General features: G+C 67.3%; 21 protein-coding genes and 1 riboswitch. Of the genes, 12 read left to right on the top strand and 9 right to left on the bottom strand.

All coding sequences use genetic code 11. The features are described from left to right. Positions 1–5: 5 nt before the first annotated feature. The gene (locus tag HGB39_RS18635) at positions 6–929 is read right to left on the bottom strand and encodes a LysR family transcriptional regulator (protein ID WP_005572706.1); all 924 of its coding nucleotides are present in this window, start codon (positions 927–929) and stop codon (positions 6–8) included. A 93-nt stretch (positions 930–1,022) separates the two neighbouring features. Here HGB39_RS18635 and HGB39_RS18630 point away from each other — a divergent pair, with 93 nt between their 5' ends. The 4 genes from HGB39_RS18630 to HGB39_RS18615 all read left to right on the top strand — a co-directional run bounded on the left by HGB39_RS18630 (position 1,023) and on the right by HGB39_RS18615 (position 5,649). Next, a complete protein-coding gene (locus tag HGB39_RS18630) occupies positions 1,023–2,387 on the top strand; it encodes an amidohydrolase family protein (protein ID WP_005572707.1) in 1,365 nt (454 codons plus the stop codon). 146 nt (positions 2,388–2,533) lie between these two features. Continuing rightward, positions 2,534–3,790, top strand: a complete 1,257-nt coding sequence (locus tag HGB39_RS18625; protein ID WP_005572708.1) for an MFS transporter — start codon at positions 2,534–2,536, stop codon at positions 3,788–3,790. A 38-nt stretch (positions 3,791–3,828) separates the two neighbouring features. After that, entirely contained in the window at positions 3,829–4,710 is an 882-nt protein-coding gene (locus HGB39_RS18620; RefSeq protein WP_005572709.1) for a fumarylacetoacetate hydrolase family protein, read from the top strand. A gap of 12 nt (positions 4,711–4,722) precedes the next feature. After that, on the top strand, positions 4,723–5,649 hold the full coding sequence (locus HGB39_RS18615) for a VOC family protein (RefSeq protein ID WP_005572710.1): 927 nt from the start codon (positions 4,723–4,725) through the stop codon (positions 5,647–5,649). A 27-nt stretch (positions 5,650–5,676) separates the two neighbouring features. Here the strand turns inward: HGB39_RS18615 and HGB39_RS18610 are convergent, their stop codons facing one another. After that, positions 5,677–5,898: a hypothetical protein gene (locus HGB39_RS18610; RefSeq protein ID WP_005255171.1), complete on the bottom strand. Its 222-nt coding sequence runs from the start codon at positions 5,896–5,898 to the stop codon at positions 5,677–5,679. Between the two features lie 272 nt (positions 5,899–6,170). Between HGB39_RS18610 and HGB39_RS18605 the strand changes: the two genes are divergently transcribed. Then, positions 6,171–6,575, top strand: a complete 405-nt coding sequence (locus HGB39_RS18605) for a C40 family peptidase (RefSeq protein ID WP_005572711.1) — start codon at positions 6,171–6,173, stop codon at positions 6,573–6,575. Positions 6,576–6,646: 71 nt separating this feature from the next. On the opposite strand, the gene HGB39_RS18600 is transcribed toward HGB39_RS18605, so the two are convergent. Then, complete coding sequence (locus HGB39_RS18600; RefSeq protein ID WP_005255167.1) at positions 6,647–6,988, bottom strand: histone-like nucleoid-structuring protein Lsr2; 342 nt, start codon at positions 6,986–6,988, stop codon at positions 6,647–6,649. Positions 6,989–7,128: 140 nt separating this feature from the next. On the opposite strand from HGB39_RS18600, the gene HGB39_RS18595 reads away from it, so the two are divergent. After that, positions 7,129–7,314 (top strand): hypothetical protein, encoded by a 186-nt coding sequence (locus tag HGB39_RS18595; RefSeq protein WP_005255166.1) that lies wholly within the window; start codon positions 7,129–7,131, stop codon positions 7,312–7,314. A 1-nt stretch (position 7,315) separates the two neighbouring features. Here the strand turns inward: HGB39_RS18595 and HGB39_RS18590 are convergent, their stop codons facing one another. The 3 genes from HGB39_RS18590 to HGB39_RS18580 all read right to left on the bottom strand — a co-directional run bounded on the left by HGB39_RS18590 (position 7,316) and on the right by HGB39_RS18580 (position 10,907). Then, on the bottom strand, positions 7,316–8,725 hold the full coding sequence (locus HGB39_RS18590) for a CitMHS family transporter (protein ID WP_005572712.1): 1,410 nt from the start codon (positions 8,723–8,725) through the stop codon (positions 7,316–7,318). Positions 8,726–8,845: 120 nt separating this feature from the next. Continuing rightward, positions 8,846–10,141, bottom strand: coding sequence for an LLM class flavin-dependent oxidoreductase (locus HGB39_RS18585; protein WP_005572713.1), 1,296 nt, complete (start codon positions 10,139–10,141; stop codon positions 8,846–8,848). Position 10,142: 1 nt separating this feature from the next. Beyond that, positions 10,143–10,907: a 3-oxoacyl-ACP reductase gene (locus HGB39_RS18580; RefSeq protein ID WP_005572716.1), complete on the bottom strand. Its 765-nt coding sequence runs from the start codon at positions 10,905–10,907 to the stop codon at positions 10,143–10,145. Between the two features lie 48 nt (positions 10,908–10,955). Further along, positions 10,956–11,060: riboswitch (TPP riboswitch) on the bottom strand. 72 nt (positions 11,061–11,132) lie between these two features. On the opposite strand from HGB39_RS18580, the gene HGB39_RS18575 reads away from it, so the two are divergent. Beyond that, positions 11,133–11,585 (top strand): MarR family winged helix-turn-helix transcriptional regulator, encoded by a 453-nt coding sequence (locus HGB39_RS18575; protein WP_007301081.1) that lies wholly within the window; start codon positions 11,133–11,135, stop codon positions 11,583–11,585. Between the two features lie 2 nt (positions 11,586–11,587). Continuing rightward, positions 11,588–12,010 (top strand): organic hydroperoxide resistance protein, encoded by a 423-nt coding sequence (locus tag HGB39_RS18570; protein ID WP_005255157.1) that lies wholly within the window; start codon positions 11,588–11,590, stop codon positions 12,008–12,010. Between the two features lie 21 nt (positions 12,011–12,031). Here the strand turns inward: HGB39_RS18570 and HGB39_RS18565 are convergent, their stop codons facing one another. Continuing rightward, on the bottom strand, positions 12,032–12,910 hold the full coding sequence (locus HGB39_RS18565) for an oxidoreductase (protein ID WP_005572720.1): 879 nt from the start codon (positions 12,908–12,910) through the stop codon (positions 12,032–12,034). Between the two features lie 40 nt (positions 12,911–12,950). Then, a complete protein-coding gene (locus HGB39_RS18560; protein ID WP_267204521.1) occupies positions 12,951–14,993 on the bottom strand; it encodes a CocE/NonD family hydrolase in 2,043 nt (680 codons plus the stop codon). Positions 14,994–15,077: 84 nt separating this feature from the next. Here HGB39_RS18560 and HGB39_RS18555 point away from each other — a divergent pair, with 84 nt between their 5' ends. From HGB39_RS18555 to HGB39_RS18545, 3 genes are read left to right on the top strand one after another with little or no spacing between them, the layout of a single operon-like run. Further along, complete coding sequence (locus HGB39_RS18555) at positions 15,078–16,034, top strand: pseudouridine synthase (protein ID WP_005572723.1); 957 nt, start codon at positions 15,078–15,080, stop codon at positions 16,032–16,034. Between the two features lie 45 nt (positions 16,035–16,079). Continuing rightward, on the top strand, positions 16,080–17,615 hold the full coding sequence (locus tag HGB39_RS18550) for a CYTH and CHAD domain-containing protein (RefSeq protein WP_005572724.1): 1,536 nt from the start codon (positions 16,080–16,082) through the stop codon (positions 17,613–17,615). Positions 17,616–17,663: 48 nt separating this feature from the next. After that, the gene (locus tag HGB39_RS18545) at positions 17,664–18,548 is read left to right on the top strand and encodes a universal stress protein (protein WP_005572725.1); all 885 of its coding nucleotides are present in this window, start codon (positions 17,664–17,666) and stop codon (positions 18,546–18,548) included. Positions 18,549–18,561: 13 nt separating this feature from the next. Here HGB39_RS18545 and HGB39_RS18540 read toward each other — a convergent pair whose 3' ends face one another. Continuing rightward, entirely contained in the window at positions 18,562–19,299 is a 738-nt protein-coding gene (locus HGB39_RS18540; protein WP_005572726.1) for a VIT1/CCC1 transporter family protein, read from the bottom strand. A 139-nt stretch (positions 19,300–19,438) separates the two neighbouring features. On the opposite strand from HGB39_RS18540, the gene HGB39_RS18535 reads away from it, so the two are divergent. Then, a complete protein-coding gene (locus HGB39_RS18535; protein ID WP_005572727.1) occupies positions 19,439–20,221 on the top strand; it encodes an SDR family NAD(P)-dependent oxidoreductase in 783 nt (260 codons plus the stop codon). The last annotated feature ends 159 nt before the right edge of the window (positions 20,222–20,380 follow it).

Here is a 20,380-nt window from a genome sequence, read left to right as displayed (position 1 = left end):
GGCACTCACTCGAGTGACTTCACGAGTTGCGCTCTGAGCCAGCGGTGTTCGGGATCCGCGTTGTACATCGGGTGCCACCACAGCGCATGGTTCAGTGGGGCGAGATTCAACGGGAAGTCGACCGACCGGATTCCCATTCCGCCGCTCATCCGGGCCGCCAATCGCTCCGGCAGAAGGGCGATACGATCGGTGTGGGCGACGAAATACGGCAGAGCCAGATAGTTCTCGCCGACAACCTGCACGTACGGTTCGACTCCCTGAGCCCTGACCTGATGCAGCGGTGTCGTCGCGGCGTGGGGATGCGTCTGAAACACAGCCCACGGGTATTCGGTGAGCTGGTCCAGCCGTATTGCGTCCCCGACGTGCTCGTTGTCCTCGGCCACCACGCAGACCCACCGGTCGGAGAAGAGGTCGACCGAGGGCAGGTCGCTGACGAAGCCACGGGGTACGACCAGGGCATCGGCGGTACGGAGACTGTCCGATGCGCGGTCGACGATCTCCGGTCGCAACTGGACGAAGTTGATGCGCAGGTGCGGAGCCTGCGCCAGCAGATCGCGGGTGATGGTGTCGCCGACGGCGGCGAGCATGTAGTCGGACATGATCAGGGTGAACTCGCGGCTGGACCGTTCGATCTCGATGCCCGGCTCGGCGTCGAGCACTCGATCGACTGCGGAGATCGCCACCGTCGTGCGCTCGACCAGGCTGCGGGCGAGCGGCGTGAGTTGATACGAGTTGCCGACCCGCGCCAGTAGCGGATCCCCGAAGTACCTCCGAAGCCGTGCGAGCGCCGCACTCATTGCCGGCTGGCTCAGGCCGACCTCGATCGCCGCGCGGCTCACACTCCGCTCGCGCAGGAGCGCGTCCAAAGACACGATGAGGTTGAGGTCCAGCTTGGCGCGATGACCGGAGATCCGCTGTATCGAGCTCATGGATACAAACTATAGGCAACCCGGCGTTCCCAAATAACCGCGGGAAAATGAGACTGAGGACAGTCAATCTGCCTCTCTCCGAACAGGACACTCATGGACCCGAGTCATGCCCGCCCACGCCGCACACTCCTCCGCGGAGCAACGGTCGTCAGCGTCGATCCGGCCATCGGAAACGTCGACCGAGCCGACATCCTGATCAGCGACGATCTGATCGCCGGAATCGACGTGAGGATCGACGTCGAACCGGGCGTCGAGGTCGTCGACGTCGACGGCATGATCGCGCTTCCCGGCTTCGTCGACACTCACCGCCACACCTGGCAGAGCGTCATGCGGCACGGGTACGCCGAACTCGATCCCCTCCAGTACTTCGACGAAATGCTCAGGGGAATCGGGGCGGCGTACGAGCCCGAGGACGTCAGGGTCGGTAACCTCCTCGGCGCGGTCTCGGCGCTGAGTGCAGGCACGACCACCCTCTTCGACTGGTCCCACATCCAGAACTCGCCCGAGCATTCCGACGCTGCCGTCGCCGGTCTGCGCGAGTCGGGTATCCGTGCCGTCTTCGGCCACGGATGGCCCCTGCAGGGCGACGGCCGGTGGACCGAGAACAGCACGCTCACCCACCCGGCCGACATCGAACGGCTGCAGAAGGAGCACTTCGCCGACCCCGGCGGACTCGTGACGTTGGCGATGGCGGCCAGAGGCCCCGAGATGGCAGCGCCCGGGGTATGGCAGGCCGACCTCGCCCTCGCGCGCGACCTGGGCATCCGCACGTCGGTGCATGCCGGTGCGTACGCGCACAACGAACCGGTCCACGCCGTGGCGCAGTACGACAACGCGGGCCTTCTCGCCGACGACCTGACGTTCGTGCACTGCTGCCGCTCCTCCGACGCCGAACTCGCGATGATCGCCGACGCCGGTGCCACCGTGTCGATCGGCGTGCACTGCGAGCTCAACTCACAAGGCATCGGCGACATCCCCCTCGACCGCATGCTCGCCGCCGGTGTACGACCGAGCCTCAGCGGGGATACCGAAACCAAATGCAGCGGAGACATGTTCACGCAGATGCGAATGCTCTTCGGCTACCACCGTTCGTGGATGGGCGGTGGGCACAGCTCCGTCACCGCCGATCGGGCGCAGCTGTTCCTGCACGATGTGCTGGCATTCGCCACCATCGAGGGGGCGAGAGCGGTCGGGCAGGGCGATCGCATCGGCTCGCTCACTCCCGGCAAGCAGGCCGACATCATCCTGGTGCGTGCAACCGACCTGAACCTGGTGCCCGTACTCGATCCGATGGCGTCCGTGGTCCTCGCCGCTCATGAAGGCAATGTCGAGTCGGTGCTCATCGGCGGGCGATTCGTCAAGCGCGGCGGAGTCGTGCTCGGGTGTGATCCGTCCGCTCTCGTGAGCGCGGCGGAGGCATCGCAACGACGGATCCTGGGAAGACGCGCCGGCCGCTAGCACTCGTGTGCGCGTGACCCCCCCGTCCGAACAGGGTGTATTCACCGCACGAATTCCCTCCATCAGGTGTTGCCGCTTCCCGGATAACCCGAGAACAGGAACAGTGATGGTCATCACCACCGCAACAAAGGAGCAAGGCATTGACCATGTCACGCGGGGACGAATTCCGGCGCGGGTGGCCGACTCTGTCAGCGGCCGCCGTGGGTGTCGGCACCGGGGTATCCGGGCTCGCCATCTACTCGGCGGGTCTGTTCACCGGCGATCTCGGTAGGGAGATCGGCCTCAGCGCCGCAATGTACGGGCTGTCCATCACCTTGCTGACCTTCGGGATGGCACTCGCCGCCCCCGTCGTCGGCTACGCCGTCGACAAGTTCGGAGTCAAGGCCCCGACGATTGCCGGAGCACTGTGCCTGGCAACCGGATTCACCGCACTGGGAACGGTCGTGCACTCGGTGCCGGCCTACATGACAGCGATGGCGTTGATCGGATTCTTCGGTGCAAGTTCCGGACCGATTGCCTTCACTCGGGCGGTGAGCAGCTGGTTCGACCGCGCCAGGGGCCTCGCGCTCGGCATCACGATGATGGGAATGGGACTCTCCGGCGCCATCATTCCGGTCGCCATCGGACGCGTCATCGAACTCGAAGGATGGCGGCTCGGCTACCTCACGTTGGCCTGCATTGCGCTCGCCGGGACCCTTCCCACCGTCTTCCTCCTGAAGGTCGCACCCCGAAGCGTAAGTACGCCGGGCACGGCCGGACGGTCGGCCGACGACGGTGACGACTTCGCCACCATCCGTCGGAACCCGCTCTACTGGCGGCTGATTCTCACATTCGGCCTGATGTCGGTCGCCTTCACCGGCCTCGTCCCCTACCTGGTCCCTATGCTTCGGCAGTACGGGATGAGCGTCGGCGGTGCGGCATCGATCGCATCGATCATGGGACTCGCGGTCATCCTGAGCCGACTGGTGATCGGACTGCTCATCGACATCCTCCGGCCTACCGCGGTCGCGGCCTCGCTCTGCCTGCTGTGCGCCACCGGCGTCGTGCTGTTCGCAGTCGGCGGAGTCGGATTCGCCCCCGTCCTGGCCTTTACGCTGGGGTGCATGCTCGGCGCCGAGCTGGACATGGTGGGCTACTTCACGTCGCGGTACTTCGGACTCGCCGCCTTCGGAAAGGCCTATGCAGGCCCCTATATGGCGTTCGTCCTCGGAGGCGGTATCGCGCCCCTGTGGGTCGGTGCCGTGGTGGACCGAACAGGAAGCTACACCGCAGTCCTCTACGTCGTCGCCGCGCTGACGGTGCTGTGCGCCGTCGCCTTCCTGGCCCTGCCGTCCCCGCGCCGGGTCACCCCCGCCCCTTCCGATACGAGGCCGACACCCGCCTCCGTCAACGCAGATCTCTGACCACACATAACAGACACCGCTCCAGGAGAACCACTTTCATGCGTATCGCCAACATCGACGACCGTGCCGCCCTCGTCATCGGAGCCGAGGGGGCCGAGCGGGGCGTCGACCTCGCTCACGCCTCCCGTGGCCGGTTCGGCCCCGACCTGCCCGCCGTCTATCAGGCTTGGGACGATGTCACCGCCTGGGCCACCGACCAGGACCTCTCGGCCCTGGCCGACGACAGCTTCCCGATCGACCGGTCCCTGCTGGGTGCACCGTCACCGGCTCCCCGGCAGGTGTTCGCGGTCGGGCTGAACTACCACGCGCACGCCGCCGAATCCGGTTTCGAATCCCCCACCCATGTGCCGCCGGTGTTCACCAAGTACTCCTCCAGCTTCACCGGCCCCGACACCGACGTCGTGGTTCCCGCCGGCGGCAACGTCGACTGGGAGATCGAACTCGTCGCCGTCATCGGCCGCGACACCACCAACATCGACGAGGCCGACGCCTGGTCCCACGTCGCCGGCCTCACCGCCGGACAGGACATCTCCGAACGGATCACCCAGACCCGTGGTCCCGCACCGCAATTCGGGCTCGGAAAATCGTTCGCCGGTTTCTCTCCGCAAGGTCCGTGGCTGGTCACCTCGGACGAGTTCACCGACCCCGACGACCTCGAACTCGGCTGCACCATCGACGGTGAACAAGTGCAGAAGGGCCGCACCCGCGACCTGATCTTCCCGGTCTCGAAGCTGATCGCCACCCTCTCCCGCACCGTGACCCTCTATCCGGGTGATGTCATCTTCACCGGCACCCCCGCCGGCGTCGGCGTCGGCCGCGACCCGCAACGGTTCCTGCAGGCCGGCGAGAAACTCGACAGCTGGATCGACGGCATCGGCACACTTCATCAGCGTTTCGTCGCCGACCCCGACGCGAAGTAGAGGACACCGATCATGGCACTGCACGGACTGGGCAAGGTCACCGTCGGCGTCCCCAACGTCGACGACACCATCGCCTACTACATCGAATTCGGCCTCGAGCACCGCGGGAACGGGGTGTTCGCCACCCGCAACGGCGGCGAACAACTCCACATCGTGCACGCCCCGACCCGGCGGCTGGTCGAATTGACCGTCGCCGCCGACGACCCGGACGACATCACCGCCATCACTTCACGGCTGACCGGGCTCGGTGTGGCGATCGAGCAGAACGGCACGTCCGTCAGTGCCGTCGAACCGGTCACCGGCACGATCGTCAGGGTGGCGGTCCGGCCCCGGATCGTCATCGAGCCCGCGGTGTTGCCGACGCCGTACAACGGGCCTGGGCGCATCGACCGCTGGGGGCGGGCCCCGTTCCTCACCCGCACCGAGCCGGTGCGCCCCCGCAAACTCGGGCACGCGGTGATCGGGTCCACCGACCTCCAGACCACGATGCAATTCTTCACCGAGGGTCTCGGATTCAAGGTCAGCGACTACATGGGCGACAAGGCCGCGTTCCTGCGCTGCTCCGCCGAGCACCACAACGTGCTCGTCATGGCCGCACCGGTGAACTTCCTGCATCACACCAGCTGGCAGGTCGACGACATCGACGAGGTCGGCCGCGGCGCCCACGCGATGCTCGAGAACAACCCCGAACGCCACATCTGGGGTCTCGGACGGCACTATGCCGGCGCGAACTTCTTCTGGTACCTCAAGGACCCGGCGGGGAACTTCTCCGAGTACTACTCCGACATGGACACCGTCCCCGAGGACGAACTCTGGTCACCGGAAGTGCTCCACAGCCTGCAAGGTCTGTACGCCTGGGGGCCACCGCCGCCCCCGTCGTTCCTCGAACCGGACGACCTCGCCGCCTTGATGACCGGAGCACACTCCACCACGGGGTGACGAGCGGGTAGAACGATTCGGTGTCGGCTAGATCAGTTCGACGACGGTCCCCAGGTCGTGCACATGCTCGCTGTCCGCCGGCCCGGCGGCCGGCGTGATGTCACCACGTGCCGTGAGTGCCATCGATCTCGCCTCGCCCGCGGCGAAGGCGACCGGTACCGCCACGGCAACGGACAGGAGGGCAGCTCCCGCGTCGAACACCAAGCGTGCGACACCGAAAGCACAGTTCGCCGATTCTCGGATCGTCATCGTCCGCCTTCCTTCATCCCAGTCCACAGGACGTAGCGGACCACTCCCTTTGACCTGACAGTTACCCGATCGACGTTACGAGGGGCCCGCACTACTCGCGAGTACCAAACCGACCAGATCGAATGGTTTACCCGGCGGCCGTCGAATCCGCAGAGAAGACAGGCACGTATCCGGGTAATTCGGCCGATGCGCCCGGATCGCGCCGGGAACACCCTGTAATCGGACGTCTCGACGACGCGACACCACACCGAGCGCACTGGAGTAACGACGGCATGAACCCACACACCGGGAATCACGGATATCACCTGGTTCACACGCTCCGCCGGCCTCCGGTGCGGCCGGGACGCCACGCACTGCATGCCGCCGCATCCAGAATCGGAATCCCGTGCATCCGCGGCGCCGGCGACCACCGCGCCTTCGACAGCTCCGGGCTCGTTCAATGGGCGTACAAACAGGCCGGTGTAGCCGTTCCGCGCACCACCTACGAGCAACTACGACACGGGACCGCCGTGGACGAGAGCGACCTGCAACCCGGTGACGTCGTCCTCTTCTACGGGGGCGGCCACGCGGGGATCTATGCAGGGAACGACACAGTCGTCCACGCACCCGCTCCGGGACGGCCGGTCACGCGAGTAGCCATGAACTCCATGTCATTTCACGCAGCGCGCCGATACTGACGACCGATTACAGCCTCCAGCCGACCTGAACAGGGCGGCTGGAGGCGCCGACCATCCGCGACACCGTTGACTCAGTGAGCGGCGTTGTACGCTTCCTCGATCTCGGCAGGAATACGTCCACGCGTGGACAACTCATACCCCTGCGACGTCGCCCATTCTCGAATTTCCTTTGCCTGGCTCCGTCCCTGCGACGGTGCCACTGCAGGAGTCGACCGACGCTTTCTTCCACCGACCCGAGTTGCATGCTCGATGTAGTAGTCGAGAGTCTTGTGGAATTCCCTGGCGTTCTTGACCTTCAGATCGATCTCGTAGTCGACGCCGTCGACAGAGAACGGAATGGTCTCCCCCTTACCGTTCTTGATCGGAGTTCCGTCGATGTCGTCGATGCGTTCGACAACAACTTTGCGCGCCACAGTCCCACTCCTTCATCGTCGATAACCCGGGGAACACTACGTCGAAGTATTGTTCACCTGCCAATCCCCGACGGAGTTTTCGAATTGCAGACCCGGGTCCGTCTGATTGGAGAACCCTGCCGGCGGGGTATTCGTCGGACATGACACCGAAGGACGCATCCGGACCGAAGACCACGACCACCGACAGCGGCGCCCCGGGCGCGGACAAGGACGTGATGTCCGATCCGGCCGAGGACGACAAGAGTTCGGGCGCCGACTGGAGCGGCGAAGGTGGCGCGACCCCTGAGGGCCCCGCCACCGACACCGACACCGACACCGAGGACTAGGTCACCAGGGGATCTGGCCGAGGACCACACCGATCACCAGCATCGACAGCGACACCAGCGCCGCGCGCCACAGCACCTTCTTGTGATGGTCCGCCAGCGGGACACCCGCCAGGGTCACGAGCAGGAGGATGGCCGGGACGAGGGGGCTCTGCATGTGGAACGTCTGGCCGGTGATGGATGCGCGGGCCATCTCGACCGGCTCGATGCCGTACGTGGCCGCCGTCTCGGCGAGCACGGGCATGATGCCGAAGTAGAAGGCGTCGTTGCTCATGAAGAACGTGAACGGCAGGCTCAGGATGCCCGTGATGACGGCCAGGTGCGGTCCGAGCGAGGCCGGGATGATTTCGAGCAGCCACTGCGCCATGGCCTCGACCATTCCGGTGCCCTGGAATACGCCGGTGAGCACGGCCGCGGCGAACACCATCGCGACCACGGAGACGATGCTCGACGAGTGGCGGGTGATCGCTTCCTGCTGTTCCTTGACCCGCGGGAAGTTCACCGTCAGCGCGATCGATGCGGCAACCATGAACAGGACCGGAATAGGCAGTACGTCCATCACGAGCACGACGAGGAGCGCCACCGTCACGAGCGCGTTGAACCACAGCAGCTTCGGCCGCAGCGTGGGCCGCTGGGGGTCGAGACCGTCGACGAAGCCCTGGCCGTCGTCCGATCCGGCGTCGCCGGAGCCGCCACCCGTTCGGGGTGCGTCACCATTGCCCCCGGATCCGGATCCGGTCACGGACCGCCGGAGGCCGGAGCCTGCGGAGACGAGGAGACGCTCGTCGGTGAGTTCGAGCGTTCCGATGCGGCGGCGTTCGCTGTAGCCCAGCTGCACGGCGAACAGCAGCACGACGAGCAGTCCGACCACCAGCGACGGGATCATCGGCACGAACACGTCCGACGGTGAGATTCCCAGCGCCGCGGCTGCCCGGACCGTCGGTCCACCCCACGGGACGATGTTCATCGCGCCGTTCGCGAGGCCGGCGACCACCGTCAGAACCACGGGGCTGACCTTCAGCTTCATGTACAGCGGCAGCAGTGCGGACGTCACGATGATGAACGTCGTGGATCCGTCACCGTCCAGCGACACCACCATCGCGAGCACCGCGGTGCCGACGACGAGCCGCATGGGGTCGTTGCGGACGAGCCGGAGGATGAGTTTCACCAGCGGGTCGAACAAGCCGACGTCGATCATGATCCCGAAGAAGATGATCGCGAAGAACAGCAAGGCGGCCGTCGGTGCCAGCGCCTTGATCCCGTCGGTGATCATGTCGCCGATGCCGAGGCCGGCCCCGGCCGCGATCCCGAATGCGACCGGGACGGCGATCAACCCGACCACGGGAGTGGCCCGTTTGGACATGATCAAGAACATGAACACGGCCACCATCAGAAAGCCGAGTGCTACCAGCATTGCCACTCCTCGTCCGAACTCGCGTCGTGGTGTGATCGCGATAACAGCCAGTGTCGGGGGGAGGGACGCTCACAGTCACTGTTGCGTACTTAGAGAAGGTTGTGTTCTTTGTGGTGGCAACTACGGGCGCCCCCGGAGATGGTCGCGCAGAGTGTCTGTCTCATACTCCGCGCGGAACAGTCCACGCTTCTGCAGGACGGGGATCACCTCGTCGACGAAGTCGGCGAGGCCGTTCGGGTAGAGCGGCGGCATCAGGTTGAAGCCATCGGCCCCGCCGCGGCGGAACCACACCTCGATCTCGTCGGCGATCGATTCCGGGGTTCCGATCATGGTGCAGTGGCCGCCACCGGCCGCCAACGTGCCCAGCAGCGACCGCACGGTGGGACGGTCCTTGTCGATGATCCGCAGGATCGTGTCGTACCGGCCCTGCGGCCCGGTGAACTCCGACAGTGGCGGCAGCGCGGGAACCGGTGCGTCCAATTCCCAGGCACTGCAGTCCTGCTGGACGAACATCGACAACTGCGCCAGCGACTGTTCGACGGGCAGAAGCGCGTCGAGTTCCGCCTTCTTCCGCCGGGCCTCCGCACCGGTCGAGCCGACATAGGTCACCAGACCGGGCATCACGACCACCGCGTCGGCGTCGCGGCCCGCCGCACGGATGCGCCGCTTCACGTCGCCGTAGTAGCTCTGCGCGGCCGTGAGGTCGTAGGCGACGGCGTAGATGCCCTCGGCGCACCGGGCGGCCAGGTCGCGGCCCTGATCGGACGCGCCGGCCTGGAACAGCACGGGACGACCCTGCGGCGAATGCGGCACGTTCAGCGGACCGTCCACGAGGAAATGCTTTCCCCGATGCTCGACCGGCTTCACCTTGGCCGGGTCCGCGAAGATGCCCTCACGGTCGAGCACGAGCGCGTCGGGCTCCCACGAATCCCACAGAGCAAGTGCCACGTCGACGAACTCCGCGGCGCGCGAATAGCGTTCGTCGTGCGGCGGCATCGCCTCGAGTCCGTGGTTGCGCGCTTCGGCGTCGAACATGGACGTCACCACGTTCCAGCCGGCACGGCCGCCGCTGATGTGGTCGAGCGACGCCAGCATCCGGGCGGCGTGGAACGGTGTGTAGAACGTGGTGGACACCGTCGTCACGAGTCCGACCCGCTCCGTCGCCCGCGCCATCGCGGACAGCGCGGTGAGCGGTTCGAGGAACCACATGCCTCCGGATGCGGGGTCGCGCACCGAATGCCCGTCCGCGAAGAACACCGCGTCGAGGCATCCGCGCTCCGCGGTCTGCGCCAACTCCTCGTAGTAGGCGATGTCGCAGAGGCGCTCCACCTGGGACGAGGGGTGCCGCCACGCGGCGCCGTGGTGCCCGCAGCTGTAGAGGAACGCGTTGAAGTGCAGTTGCCGGGCGTCGCTCATGTCAGTCCTTGACCAGTCCGCCGTCGACGACGAGGTTCTGGCCGGTCACCGCACGCGACCACGGGGACGCGAAGAACAGCACCGCGTCGGCGAACTCGTCCGGCGTGGTGACCCGCTGCAGCGGGGTGCTCGCCGCGATGAGGTCGAACACCTCGTCGGGAGTGGCGGCGCTCGCGTCGGTGGTGCGGAGCAGCCCGCCCGACACCATGTTGACGGTGATGCCGTCGGGACCGAGGTCGGCCGCGAGCGTGCGGGTCAGCGACAACGCCGCGGCCTTGGCGGCCGTGTAGTCGTGGTACGGGACGACGGGGTTCTGGAACAGGTTGGTTCCGATGTTCACGATCCGGCCGAACCCGAGCGAACGCATGCCCGGCAGCGCGGCCTGCGTCGTGTGCAGGGTCGCCTTCACGCTGCCACGCAGCTGCGAGTCGAAGGCATCCCACGTGATGACGTCCGCCTTGTCGCGTGCGTCGCCGTTGAAGGAGAAGTCGGCGAGCGCGTTGTTGATCACCGTGGTCACCGGTGAGCCGAAGTGTTCTTCCGCCGCGGAGAACAGCGCCGCCACCTGTCCGGCGTCCGTGACGTCGGCCCGGAGCGCGACCGCACGGTCCGCGCCCAGGGAGGTCGCGAGTTCTTCGGCCGCCTCCCGGCTGTTCCGGTAGTTCACGATCACCCGCGCGTTCTGCGCCGCGAACGACCGCACGATGGCGGCGCCGAGGCCCCGCCCACCGCCGGTCACCAGGACGATCTGCTTGTCGAGCTGCATGCTGTCACCTTCCGTTCGGTCGGCGACGAGACATCGGATGAGCGCATACGGCCGTCTCCGCGACATCCCTTCGCCGGCATTACCCAGTTCAGGTTCGACGGGTCTGTTCTCAGCCGTCCGGCTCGTCGCCGGGCAGCACCCCGTGTCACTGGCCAACAGTGTAAGCGCAATCACCGATTCCAGTTCTTGGTTGTGCACAACCTAGTTGTGTGCAACTATTCAGGGGTGACCGACAACCTCACCCTCGACCGCCAGGTGTGCTTCGCCCTGTACTCGGCTTCCCGGGCCATGACGGCGAGATACCGGTCGATGCTCGACTCGTTGGGAGTGACCTACCCGCAGTACCTCGTGCTGTTGGTGCTCTGGGAACGGGACGGCCGCGGAGTACGTGAGATCTGCGACGCCCTCGACCTCGACACCGGCACGCTGTCGCCACTGCTCAAGCGGCTCGAAACCCTGGGCCTGGTCGAACGCCGGCGCTCCTCGGCCGACGAGCGCCGGGTCGGGATCCACCTCACCGAGAAGGGTGCGGCCCTCCGCGCCGCCGCGGAGGGCATCCCCGCCGAACTCGCCGACTCGACGGGAATGGAGATCGACGAACTCGTCGCCCTCCGGGACACACTGTCGCGTCTCACCGAATCACTCCACAGCTTCACCACCCCTACAGGAGAGAAGTAACCATGAAGATCGTCTACACCGCCGAAGCCCTCGCGACCGGAGAAGGCCGCAACGGCCACGCCCGCACGTCCGACGGCAAGCTCGACCTGAACCTCGCGATCCCCACCGAGATGGGCGGGTCCGGCGACGGCACCAACCCCGAGCAGTTGTTCGCCGCCGGATACGCGGCATGCTTCCACTCCGCGCTCCAGCTGGTCGGCCGTCAGGCGAAGGCGAACGTCGCCGACTCGGCCGTCGGCGCCCGCGTCGGCATCGGCCCGACGGACAGCGGCGGATTCGGTCTCGCCGTCACCCTCGAGGTTTCCCTGCCCCACCTGCCGCGCGCCGAGGCGCTCGAGCTGACCGAGAAGGCACACCAGGTGTGCCCCTACTCCAACGCCACCCGCGGCAACATCGACGTCACCCTCGAGGTCACCGAAGACTGAGCAACCCTGACGGGCGTCGCGTCACCCGAACTTGAACTCGACGCCCGTCAGGTCCTCCGACAGCGCCCACAGCGCCCGCGCGGTGTGCTCGTCCCGCGACTTCTTGTTGGAGCCCACCACCTTCGGATGGCCACGCTGCTCGAACAGGCCGTCCGGCCCGATGTAGCTGCCACCGATCACATCGGGTGCCGTTGCCGCGTACAGCATCGGCAGCGCCCCCATCTCCGCCGACTGCGCGAAGATCCGGTTGCCGACGGCCATCAGCTTGTCCTGCACCGACTCGGTGTGGGCCTGCAGATTGGTCGACGCGTAACCGGGGTGCGCGGCCACCGCTTTCACGGGTGACCCCGCCGCCGACAGCCTGCGCTGCAACTCGTATGTGAACAGCAGATTCGCGAGTTTCGACTGCCCGTACGCGCTCCAGCGGTTGTACTTGCGGCGCTCCCAGTTGAGGTCGTCGAGGTGAATCGTTCCCGCCTGATGTGCCGCACTCGACATCGTGGCGACCCGATCGGTGATCCTGTCGAGCAGCAGGCCGGTCAATGCGAAGTGCCCGAGATGATTTGTGCCGATCTGCATTTCGAATCCGTCGGCGGTCTTGCGCTGCGGAACCGCCATCACGCCCGCGTTGTTCACGAGAACGTCGACGGACTCGACGCCGGCGGCGAACTCGCGCACCGAGGCGAGGTCGGACAGATCGAGGCGGCGCACCTCGGCGTTGTCACCGATCGACCGTGCGACGACCTCCCCCTTGTGGGTGTTGCGGCAGGCCAGCACGACGTGCGCCCCCGCCTTGCCCAGGGCCCGCGCGGCCACCTCCCCCAGACCACTGTTGGCGCCCGTGACGACGAACGTGCGGCCGCTCTGATCGACGATGTCCGAAGCTGTCCACTTGGTCATGGCGTCAACCCTACGGATCTCGGGACGTGGCGTGCACCTTTCACCACGCCTGCGCTCCGACCAGCGGCAGATTGACGAAACTCGGCCGATCCGGGGACAACGCGACGTGCTGCGGCTTCAGTTGACTGTCGGCCAGAATCGGTCCGAGCGGCAGGTACCGGGGGACGCTGCCCGCGTACACGTCGACGCGCAGCCGGTGCCCCGGCGCGAGGACGGCGTCGGTGGGCACGAAGTTGATGTCCACCGGTGTCACTTCACCCGGCACCAGCGGCTGACGTGCGTCCACCGTCAGATAGTGGTGCGGTTCGGTGTAGTCGCCGTTCGCCGACTTGGTGCTCTTCGAATCGTCCACGGCCCGCATGGAAGCGGTGAGCGCACCATTGGTGAGCGGGGTCGACGTGCCGTCCGGTGCGACGTCGTTCAGTGTCACCGCCCAGAATCCGTCCGGGGCGTCGAGCACGGTTTCGAGGTGCAGATTGACCGGACCCGACAGCTCGGTCGGCTGCGTGACGGGGGCGCTGGTGAACGTCAGCCCCTCGGCCTCGGCGAACCGGGAGTCCTTGCTGCACACCGATCCGAAGACGACGGCAGCTCCTGCGGTGCCCTGTGCGCCGTCGCGGGAACAGAGCCCGCGGAGGCCGGGTGCGACGGTGAGTCGTGCTGCGTCGCCGGGTTTCGCCGACACCAGGCTGCCGTCGTGGGCGGCGTGCCCGGCGGTGCCACTGGGGGCACCCGACAGGTACATCCGCTGGTAGTCGACACCGGCCCGCGGGAACTGATCGGTGGTGGTCCAGCCGTTGCCCTGCTGGTACAGCGTGACCGGGCCGTACTCGTCGATGCCGTTGTCGATGCCCTTCAGCCACTTGTCGAACCAGGCGCGTTCGAGGACGTCGAGTCGTGGCGGCGCACCCTGTTCGCCGAAGCCGCCACCGAATGAGATGTGGTAGGCGTCGCTCATGATCAGCTGCTTCTCACCGGCAGGCAGCGGGACGTCGTTGTAGACCCGCGGCTCGCTGTTCGCGAAGATGTCGTGCCACGCGCCGTAGAGCATCGTCGGCACCTCGATGTTCGCGGCCTGCGCCTTCCGCTCCTCGTAGAACTGGCCGTCCTGCGCCACCCGCAGCGTGCCGGGGTCGAGACCGTTGATGTCCGGCGCGGTCATGGCCTCGATCAGTGCGGGGAACAGCGTCAGCGGATCCCGCAACCGATCCTGCAGCCACCGCTGGTCGAAGCGCCCCTGCGCAAGGGCCTGGATGTCGGGAACGAACTTGAGACCGTTGACCAGTGACAGCCACAGCGGCATGAATCCCACGCCGAGACCACCGCCCGTTCCGACGATGTCGCGGAGCAGATCGTTGCCCGGTTCGGTCGGGAAGATCGCCTTCAACGCCGGCGGCTGATGCCCCGCGGCCTGCAGCGAATTGATTCCCGAGTACGACACCCCCGCCATGCCGACCTTGCCGTCGGACCATCCCTGCTTGCTCATCCAGTCGATGATCTCGACGGAGTCCTGCTGCTCGAGCGGACCGAGTGCCTGCCATTCCCCTTGAGAGAAGCCGGTGCCCCGCGCATCGACGACCACCTGGGTGTACCCGTTCCGGACGAGGTCGCGGTTGATGCCGAAGACGCGCATGCCGCCACCGGTGAGCACCTTGACCGCTTCCCCGACGCCGTCGAACGGTGTTCCGGCGAGATCGAAGGAGTTCACCAGGTCGACGACGGTGTCCTCGAGCCCCGGCACCGCGAACACGGAATCGACGAGGTTGCCGACCAGCTTCGTGTACGGCGTGACGTTGAGGACCGACGGCATCCTGGTGTCGATCGGGTTGCCGGAGGCGTCCGCGGGGCGATAGACGTTGGCCTTCAGCACCGTTCCGTCGCTCATGGTGATGGGGACGTCCCAGTCGATCGCGATCACCGGGTACTCGGGCGGCGCGTCGACCGCGGCGTTCCACGCGGCCCCCGCCGCCCCGCCCGTCGGATCCGCCGACGCCGTCACCGTGGGCACCACCGCGAGCCCCACCCCCACCGCCAGAGCGACTGCCACCACACCCGGTCGAAACGCCCATCGACGCACGATCACCACGAACCCCCGTGAAATCCTCCGATGACGCGCCTCAGCGACCAGTCAGGGTGGCCCGCGTCACAAACTTACCGGATAGTAACCATGAGTCCCCCCGCGGTCAACGGCGGATTTCCGCAGCCTGTCGTCTACCGTGACGGGGTGCCCGACGCCCCACTTCCCGTCCGCGACGGCCTCAACCCGACGCGGCTGAGGATGCCGGACGACGGCTCGTGGCCCACCGTGCTCGAGTACCTGGTCGCGCGTTTCCCGCACGACGAGACGCGCCTCCGCGAGAAGGTGGCCACCGCGGAAGTCGTCGACGAGCGCGGGCAGCCGATCACCGACTCCACCCCGTTCGCACCCCGAAGATTCGTGTACCTGTACCGGGATCCGCCAGTCGAGACACGGGTGCCGTTCGAGATCGAGATCCTCCACCGCGACGAGAACCTCCTCGTCGTGGACAAACCCCACTTCCTGGCCAGCACCCCACGCGGCGCGTACATCGCCGAGTCGGCGCTGGTCCGGTTGCGCAGAGACCTCGACCTCCCGGAACTGACACCCGCGCACCGGCTCGACCGGTTGACCGCCGGGGTGCTGATCTTCACGGTGCGGCGTGAGGTCCGGCGCGACTACCAGTCGCTGTTCGACCAGCGCCGGGTGGTCAAGGAGTACGAGGCGGTCGCGCGTTACGACCCCGATCTCCCGCTACCCGCCACCGTCCGCAGTCGAATCGTCAAGGAGCGAGGCGTCCTGAAGGCGTACGAGGTGGACGGTCCCGCCAACAGCGAGAGCCGCATCGAACTCCTCGAGGTCCACGGCGACGCGGCCCGGTACCGGCTGCTGCCGCACACCGGCAAGACGCACCAGTTGCGGCTGCACATGAGTTCGCTGGGCATCCCGATCCACGGCGACAACTTCTATCCCGACTTCTACGACGTTGCCGCCGACGACTATTCGACGCCGCTGCGGCTGCTGGCCCGGTCCGTCGAATTCGTCGACCCCCACTCCGGCGTCACGCGACGCTTCGCGAGCGTCCGGAGCCTCGACTGGCCGAAGTGACCTCGGCTTCTTTCCCCCGGGCCGGTCAGACGGAAGGATGGGGACATGAGTACCGCGACGTCCGTCTCCGAAGTGGAACGCAAGTACGAGGCCGGTTCGGAGCAGCAGATACCCAGCCTCTCGGGATTGCCCGGTGTGGACGGTGAACCGCGGCGCGACACCGTTCAGCTGTCCGCCCTGTACTACGACACCGGCGAACTTCTGCTGCTGCGCGCCGGAATCACCCTCCGCCGCCGGGAAGGCGGCGACGACGCCGGCTGGCATCTGAAGATCCCGGCAGGCGCGGACGAGCGAACCGAGTTGCAGTTGGCGCCCGACGCCGAGCTCCCCGAGACGGAAGTGCCCCGGGAATTCGCGGAACTGCTCACTGCCGTCACCCGCGGCGCCGCCCTGAACCCGGTCGCTCTCATCAGCACCGATCGCGAACGGCAGCGGCTCGTGGACGCGGCGGGGACGACGCTCGCCGAGGTCGTCTCGGACGTCGTGATCGCCGCCGTCCCCGAGAAGGGCACCGGATCCGACGAGCGGGTGTGGCGCGAGATCGAAGTGGAGCTCGCGGCCGGAGACCGAAACCTGTTCGACGCCATCGACTCCCGGCTGACGGACGCCGGGATAGCTCGGTCGGACGCGCCGTCGAAGTTGCGGCGGGCGCTCGGCGACGCGGTGACCGGCACCCCGCGCCCCGCGCGCAGGACGAAGGGGTCCACTCCCCGGACACTGCTGCTGGAGTATCTGGCGGCGCAGAAGGATTCTCTCGTGACGGCCGACCTCGGCGTGCGGCGCGACCTCGAGGAGTCCGTCCACGACCTCCGGGTCTCGGCCCGGCGCATCCGGAGTGTCCTCCAGGTGTACGGGTCCAGCCTGCGCGATCAGGAAACCGTCGACGAGTTGATCGTCGAACTCCGCTGGGTCGGTCAGGCCCTCGGCTCGGCGCGGGACACCGAGGTGCAGTGGAGCCGGCTCGTGGACCGGCTGGGTGGCGCCGAGGAAATACCCGACCGCGAGGTCGTGCGTGCGCGCCTCGACGAGTACTTCTCGGGACTCGCCGCGACGGCCCGGCCCGCAGCACTGGCCGCCCTGAACTCCCGGCGCTACCTCGACCTGCTCGCCGGACTCGATACGTTCCTGGTCGCCGTCGAGGCGTCCGGGGACGGTGGCCCGTCGAAGAAGGCCGTGGCGAAATCCCTGCGCACCTTGTCGAAGTCCGTCCACAAGCGCGTGCGGAAGGCGGCGTCCGCGACCACCCGGGCCGAGCGCGACGCACGGACACACCGGGCGCGCAAGCGCGCCAAGCGAATGCGCTATGCGATCGAGGCGACGCGGTCGCTGACACCGAAGGCGTCCGACCGCGCTCAGACGAAATTCAAGGGCTTTCAGGACGTGCTCGGCGAGTACCAGGACGCCGTCGTCGCACGGGACCACATCCTCGCGATGGTCGCGGAGGATCAGCACTCCGCCGAGTCGAGCCTGGGCCTCGGAATGCTCTTGCAGCGTGAGCTCGATCGCGGCGATACCCTGACGCCGCTCGTGAAACCCGAGTGGAAGACCGCGAGGAAGGCGGCCCGAAAAGTCTGGAAGTAGGGCACAGTCGGGGAGTACCCCCAACAGCGTGAGCGAAGGGAGCCAGACGTGAGCACACCCGCCAGTCATTCCGTCGTCGTCGGCCTGGACGGATCCGACGCCTCCACCGCCGCCGCCCTGTGGGGCGCCGCAGTCGCGTCGAAGTGGGGTGCCACGCTGTCGCTCGTGCACGCACTGCCGCAGGACGGCCCGCTGTACAGCCCCGCTGCGATCATGCTGGAGTCGCAGTTCCTCAGTCAGCTGCGCGAGGACGGCGAGGCCATCATCGGGACGGCGAAGCGGCTACTGGGACCGAAGTTCCCCGGTCTGGAGATCGAGACGACCATCAGTCCCGGTCCCGCGGGCACCGCACTGCTCGAGGCCGCCGACTGGGCGCGGTTGATCGTGCTCGGATCCACGGGAACGGGAGCGATCCGTTCGGTGCTGCTCGGCTCGACGGCGCTGCACGTCGTCAACCGCGCACCCTGCCCGGTGACCGTTCTCCGGGGTGAAGTCACCACACCCGACCAGCGTCCGGTGGTGGTCGGGGTCGACGGAAGCGACCTCAGCCGCGACGCCGTGGCCCACGCATTCGAATTCGCGTCGTTCTTCGAGGCGCCGCTGACCGCCGTCCACACGTGGCAGGGCTCCCCCACGCTCGGCGCGGGCGGCACCGGCATGCTCGTCGACTGGGACGCCGTGAAGCAGGAAGAGGAGGCGCTGCTGTCCGAGGGCCTCGCGGGCGAGTCGGAACGATACCCGGACGTGTCCGTGACGAGGGTGGCCGAGCAGGGTGCCGCAGCCGACGTCATCCTGCGGCATGCAGGGGACGCCCAGCTCATCGTCGTCGGCAGCCACGGCCGGGGACCGTGGCTCGGCGCGCTGATGGGCTCGACGAGCCAGAATCTGCTCCACCACGCGAAATGTCCGGTCATGATCTGCCGGAGCGAGTGACTGTCGCCCGAAGCTAGGCGATGCCCGTTCCCACCAGCTGGCCGATGCCGTACGTGACGATCATCGCGAGTGCCCCGCCCAGCACGACGCGGAGCACTGCCCGGGTGCGCTGTGCGCCGCCGAGAGCCGCGCTGACGGTGCCCGTGAGGGCCAGCGCGACCAGCACGGCGAAGAACGCCACCGGAATGCGCAGGTGCACAGGCGGTACGAGGATCGCCAGCAGCGGGACGAGGGCGCCGAGCGTGAAGGACAGCGCCGAGGATCCCGCAGCCTGCCAGGGGTTGGTCAGGTCGTCCGGGTCGATGCCCAGTTCGATGTCCACGTGGGCGGCGAACGCATCGTGGTCGGTGAGTTCGCGCGCGACCGTCCGGGCGGTGTCGCCACTCAGCCCCTTGGCCTCGTACATCGCGACGAGTTCCTCGAACTCGACGTCGGGGGTTTCGGTGAGTTCGCGGCGTTCCTTCGACAAAAGAGCGCGTTCGGTGTCGCGCTGGGTGCTCACCGAGACGTACTCGCCCAGGGCCATCGACACCGCCCCGGCCGCGAGACCCGCGAATCCGGCGGTGAAGATCGCCGATCGTTCGGTGGTGGCCGCGGCCACCCCGACCACCAGGCCGGCGGTCGACACGATGCCGTCGTTGGCGCCGAGAACGCCGGCCCGCAACCAGTTGAGGCGGCTCGCCAGACTCGGTGCGTGCGGCTCGTCGGGATGCCGCGAGGGCTCGGCCCGCTCGGCGTTCTCTGCTGACATGCGTTCAGGCTAAGACGAAAAGGCCTGGTCGGATAGCCAGGCTAGGCTGCGCTCGGCCGGGGTGAACTGTTCCCCACCCACCGAAACCAAGCAGTTGCTAGGTTAGGGGCGCTCGTTCCTCACACGCTTGGAGTTCCTCATGGCGACACCCGCCACCAGCACCCCCCGACGTCGCTGCGCCGCACTGGTCACGGGCGGCACCGGCGGCATCGGCTCGGCCATCGCACGGCAACTCGCGACCCTCGGCCACGACGTGGCCATCACCTACCGATCCAACGCCGACGTCGCCGCGGACCTCGTCGGCGAACTGGAAAGCCGCGGCGTCGGAGCGCAGGCGTTCTCCGCCGACCTCACCGACCAGCCCCGCGTCGCGAGTGTCGTGACACAGACCATCGAACACTTCGGCGGCCTCGGCGTCCTCGTTCACGCCGCGGGACCGCACATTCCGATGATCCACCTGTCCGAGATCGCTCCCCGGGACTACGCCGAGCACCTCGAACAGGAAGCGGTGGCCTTCTTCACCGTCGTCAAGGCCGCCCTCCCCGCGCTGCGGGAAGCGTCCGGTTCCGTCGTCGCGGTCACGACCGCGGCCACCAGCCGATATCCGGTGCGCGACGGACTGTCGCCGGGCACCAAGGGTGCGATCGAACAGCTGGTCAAGGGATTCGCCGCCGAGGAGGGCCGCTACGGCGTCCGCTTCAATTCGGTGGGCCCGGGAATGCTCACCGACGGCATGGCCGAGCGGCTGATCAACTCCGAAGAACTCGATCAGCGCGCACTCGACGCCGCCATGAGCCGGATACCGCTACGCCGGTTCGGCACCGCCGCGGACGTCGCCGAGGCGGTCTGCTTCCTCGCGAGCGACCGGGCGGGTTTCGTCACCGGACAGAAACTCGACGTCGACGGCGGATACACGGTGTGATCACCGGCCATGTGTAATGGACGCGTATGACTGACGCCCAAGACACCCGCCCGACGCCCCGCAGGCGTCGAGTCGAATGGGTGATCGGCGGCCTGCTCGTCGTCGTGCTCGCGGTGGAAATCGTCCTCATCTGGCCGGACCTCTCCGAGAGCGTCCAGA

Source organism: Rhodococcus opacus (assembly GCF_012396235.1).
GTDB lineage: Bacteria > Actinomycetota > Actinomycetes > Mycobacteriales > Mycobacteriaceae > Rhodococcus_F > Rhodococcus_F opacus.
This window is presented reverse-complemented; position numbering and strand designations above follow the sequence as displayed.

What these genes read in the sequence shown, in the direction of transcription:
- HGB39_RS18635 (WP_005572706.1), bottom strand. Translation starts at nt 929, where the DNA reads ATGAGCTCGATACAGCGGATCTCCGGTCATCGCGCCAAGCTGGACCTC.
- HGB39_RS18630 (WP_005572707.1), top strand. Translation starts at nt 1,023, where the DNA reads ATGGACCCGAGTCATGCCCGCCCACGCCGCACACTCCTCCGCGGAGCA.
- HGB39_RS18625 (WP_005572708.1), top strand. Translation starts at nt 2,534, where the DNA reads ATGTCACGCGGGGACGAATTCCGGCGCGGGTGGCCGACTCTGTCAGCG.
- HGB39_RS18620 (WP_005572709.1), top strand. Translation starts at nt 3,829, where the DNA reads ATGCGTATCGCCAACATCGACGACCGTGCCGCCCTCGTCATCGGAGCC.
- HGB39_RS18615 (WP_005572710.1), top strand. Translation starts at nt 4,723, where the DNA reads ATGGCACTGCACGGACTGGGCAAGGTCACCGTCGGCGTCCCCAACGTC.
- HGB39_RS18610 (WP_005255171.1), bottom strand. Translation starts at nt 5,898, where the DNA reads ATGACGATCCGAGAATCGGCGAACTGTGCTTTCGGTGTCGCACGCTTG.
- HGB39_RS18605 (WP_005572711.1), top strand. Translation starts at nt 6,171, where the DNA reads ATGAACCCACACACCGGGAATCACGGATATCACCTGGTTCACACGCTC.
- HGB39_RS18595 (WP_005255166.1), top strand. Translation starts at nt 7,129, where the DNA reads ATGACACCGAAGGACGCATCCGGACCGAAGACCACGACCACCGACAGC.
- HGB39_RS18590 (WP_005572712.1), bottom strand. Translation starts at nt 8,725, where the DNA reads ATGCTGGTAGCACTCGGCTTTCTGATGGTGGCCGTGTTCATGTTCTTG.
- HGB39_RS18585 (WP_005572713.1), bottom strand. Translation starts at nt 10,141, where the DNA reads ATGAGCGACGCCCGGCAACTGCACTTCAACGCGTTCCTCTACAGCTGC.
- HGB39_RS18580 (WP_005572716.1), bottom strand. Translation starts at nt 10,907, where the DNA reads ATGCAGCTCGACAAGCAGATCGTCCTGGTGACCGGCGGTGGGCGGGGC.
- HGB39_RS18570 (WP_005255157.1), top strand. Translation starts at nt 11,588, where the DNA reads ATGAAGATCGTCTACACCGCCGAAGCCCTCGCGACCGGAGAAGGCCGC.
- HGB39_RS18565 (WP_005572720.1), bottom strand. Translation starts at nt 12,910, where the DNA reads ATGACCAAGTGGACAGCTTCGGACATCGTCGATCAGAGCGGCCGCACG.
- HGB39_RS18555 (WP_005572723.1), top strand. Translation starts at nt 15,078, where the DNA reads ATGAGTCCCCCCGCGGTCAACGGCGGATTTCCGCAGCCTGTCGTCTAC.
- HGB39_RS18550 (WP_005572724.1), top strand. Translation starts at nt 16,080, where the DNA reads ATGAGTACCGCGACGTCCGTCTCCGAAGTGGAACGCAAGTACGAGGCC.
- HGB39_RS18540 (WP_005572726.1), bottom strand. Translation starts at nt 19,299, where the DNA reads ATGTCAGCAGAGAACGCCGAGCGGGCCGAGCCCTCGCGGCATCCCGAC.
- HGB39_RS18535 (WP_005572727.1), top strand. Translation starts at nt 19,439, where the DNA reads ATGGCGACACCCGCCACCAGCACCCCCCGACGTCGCTGCGCCGCACTG.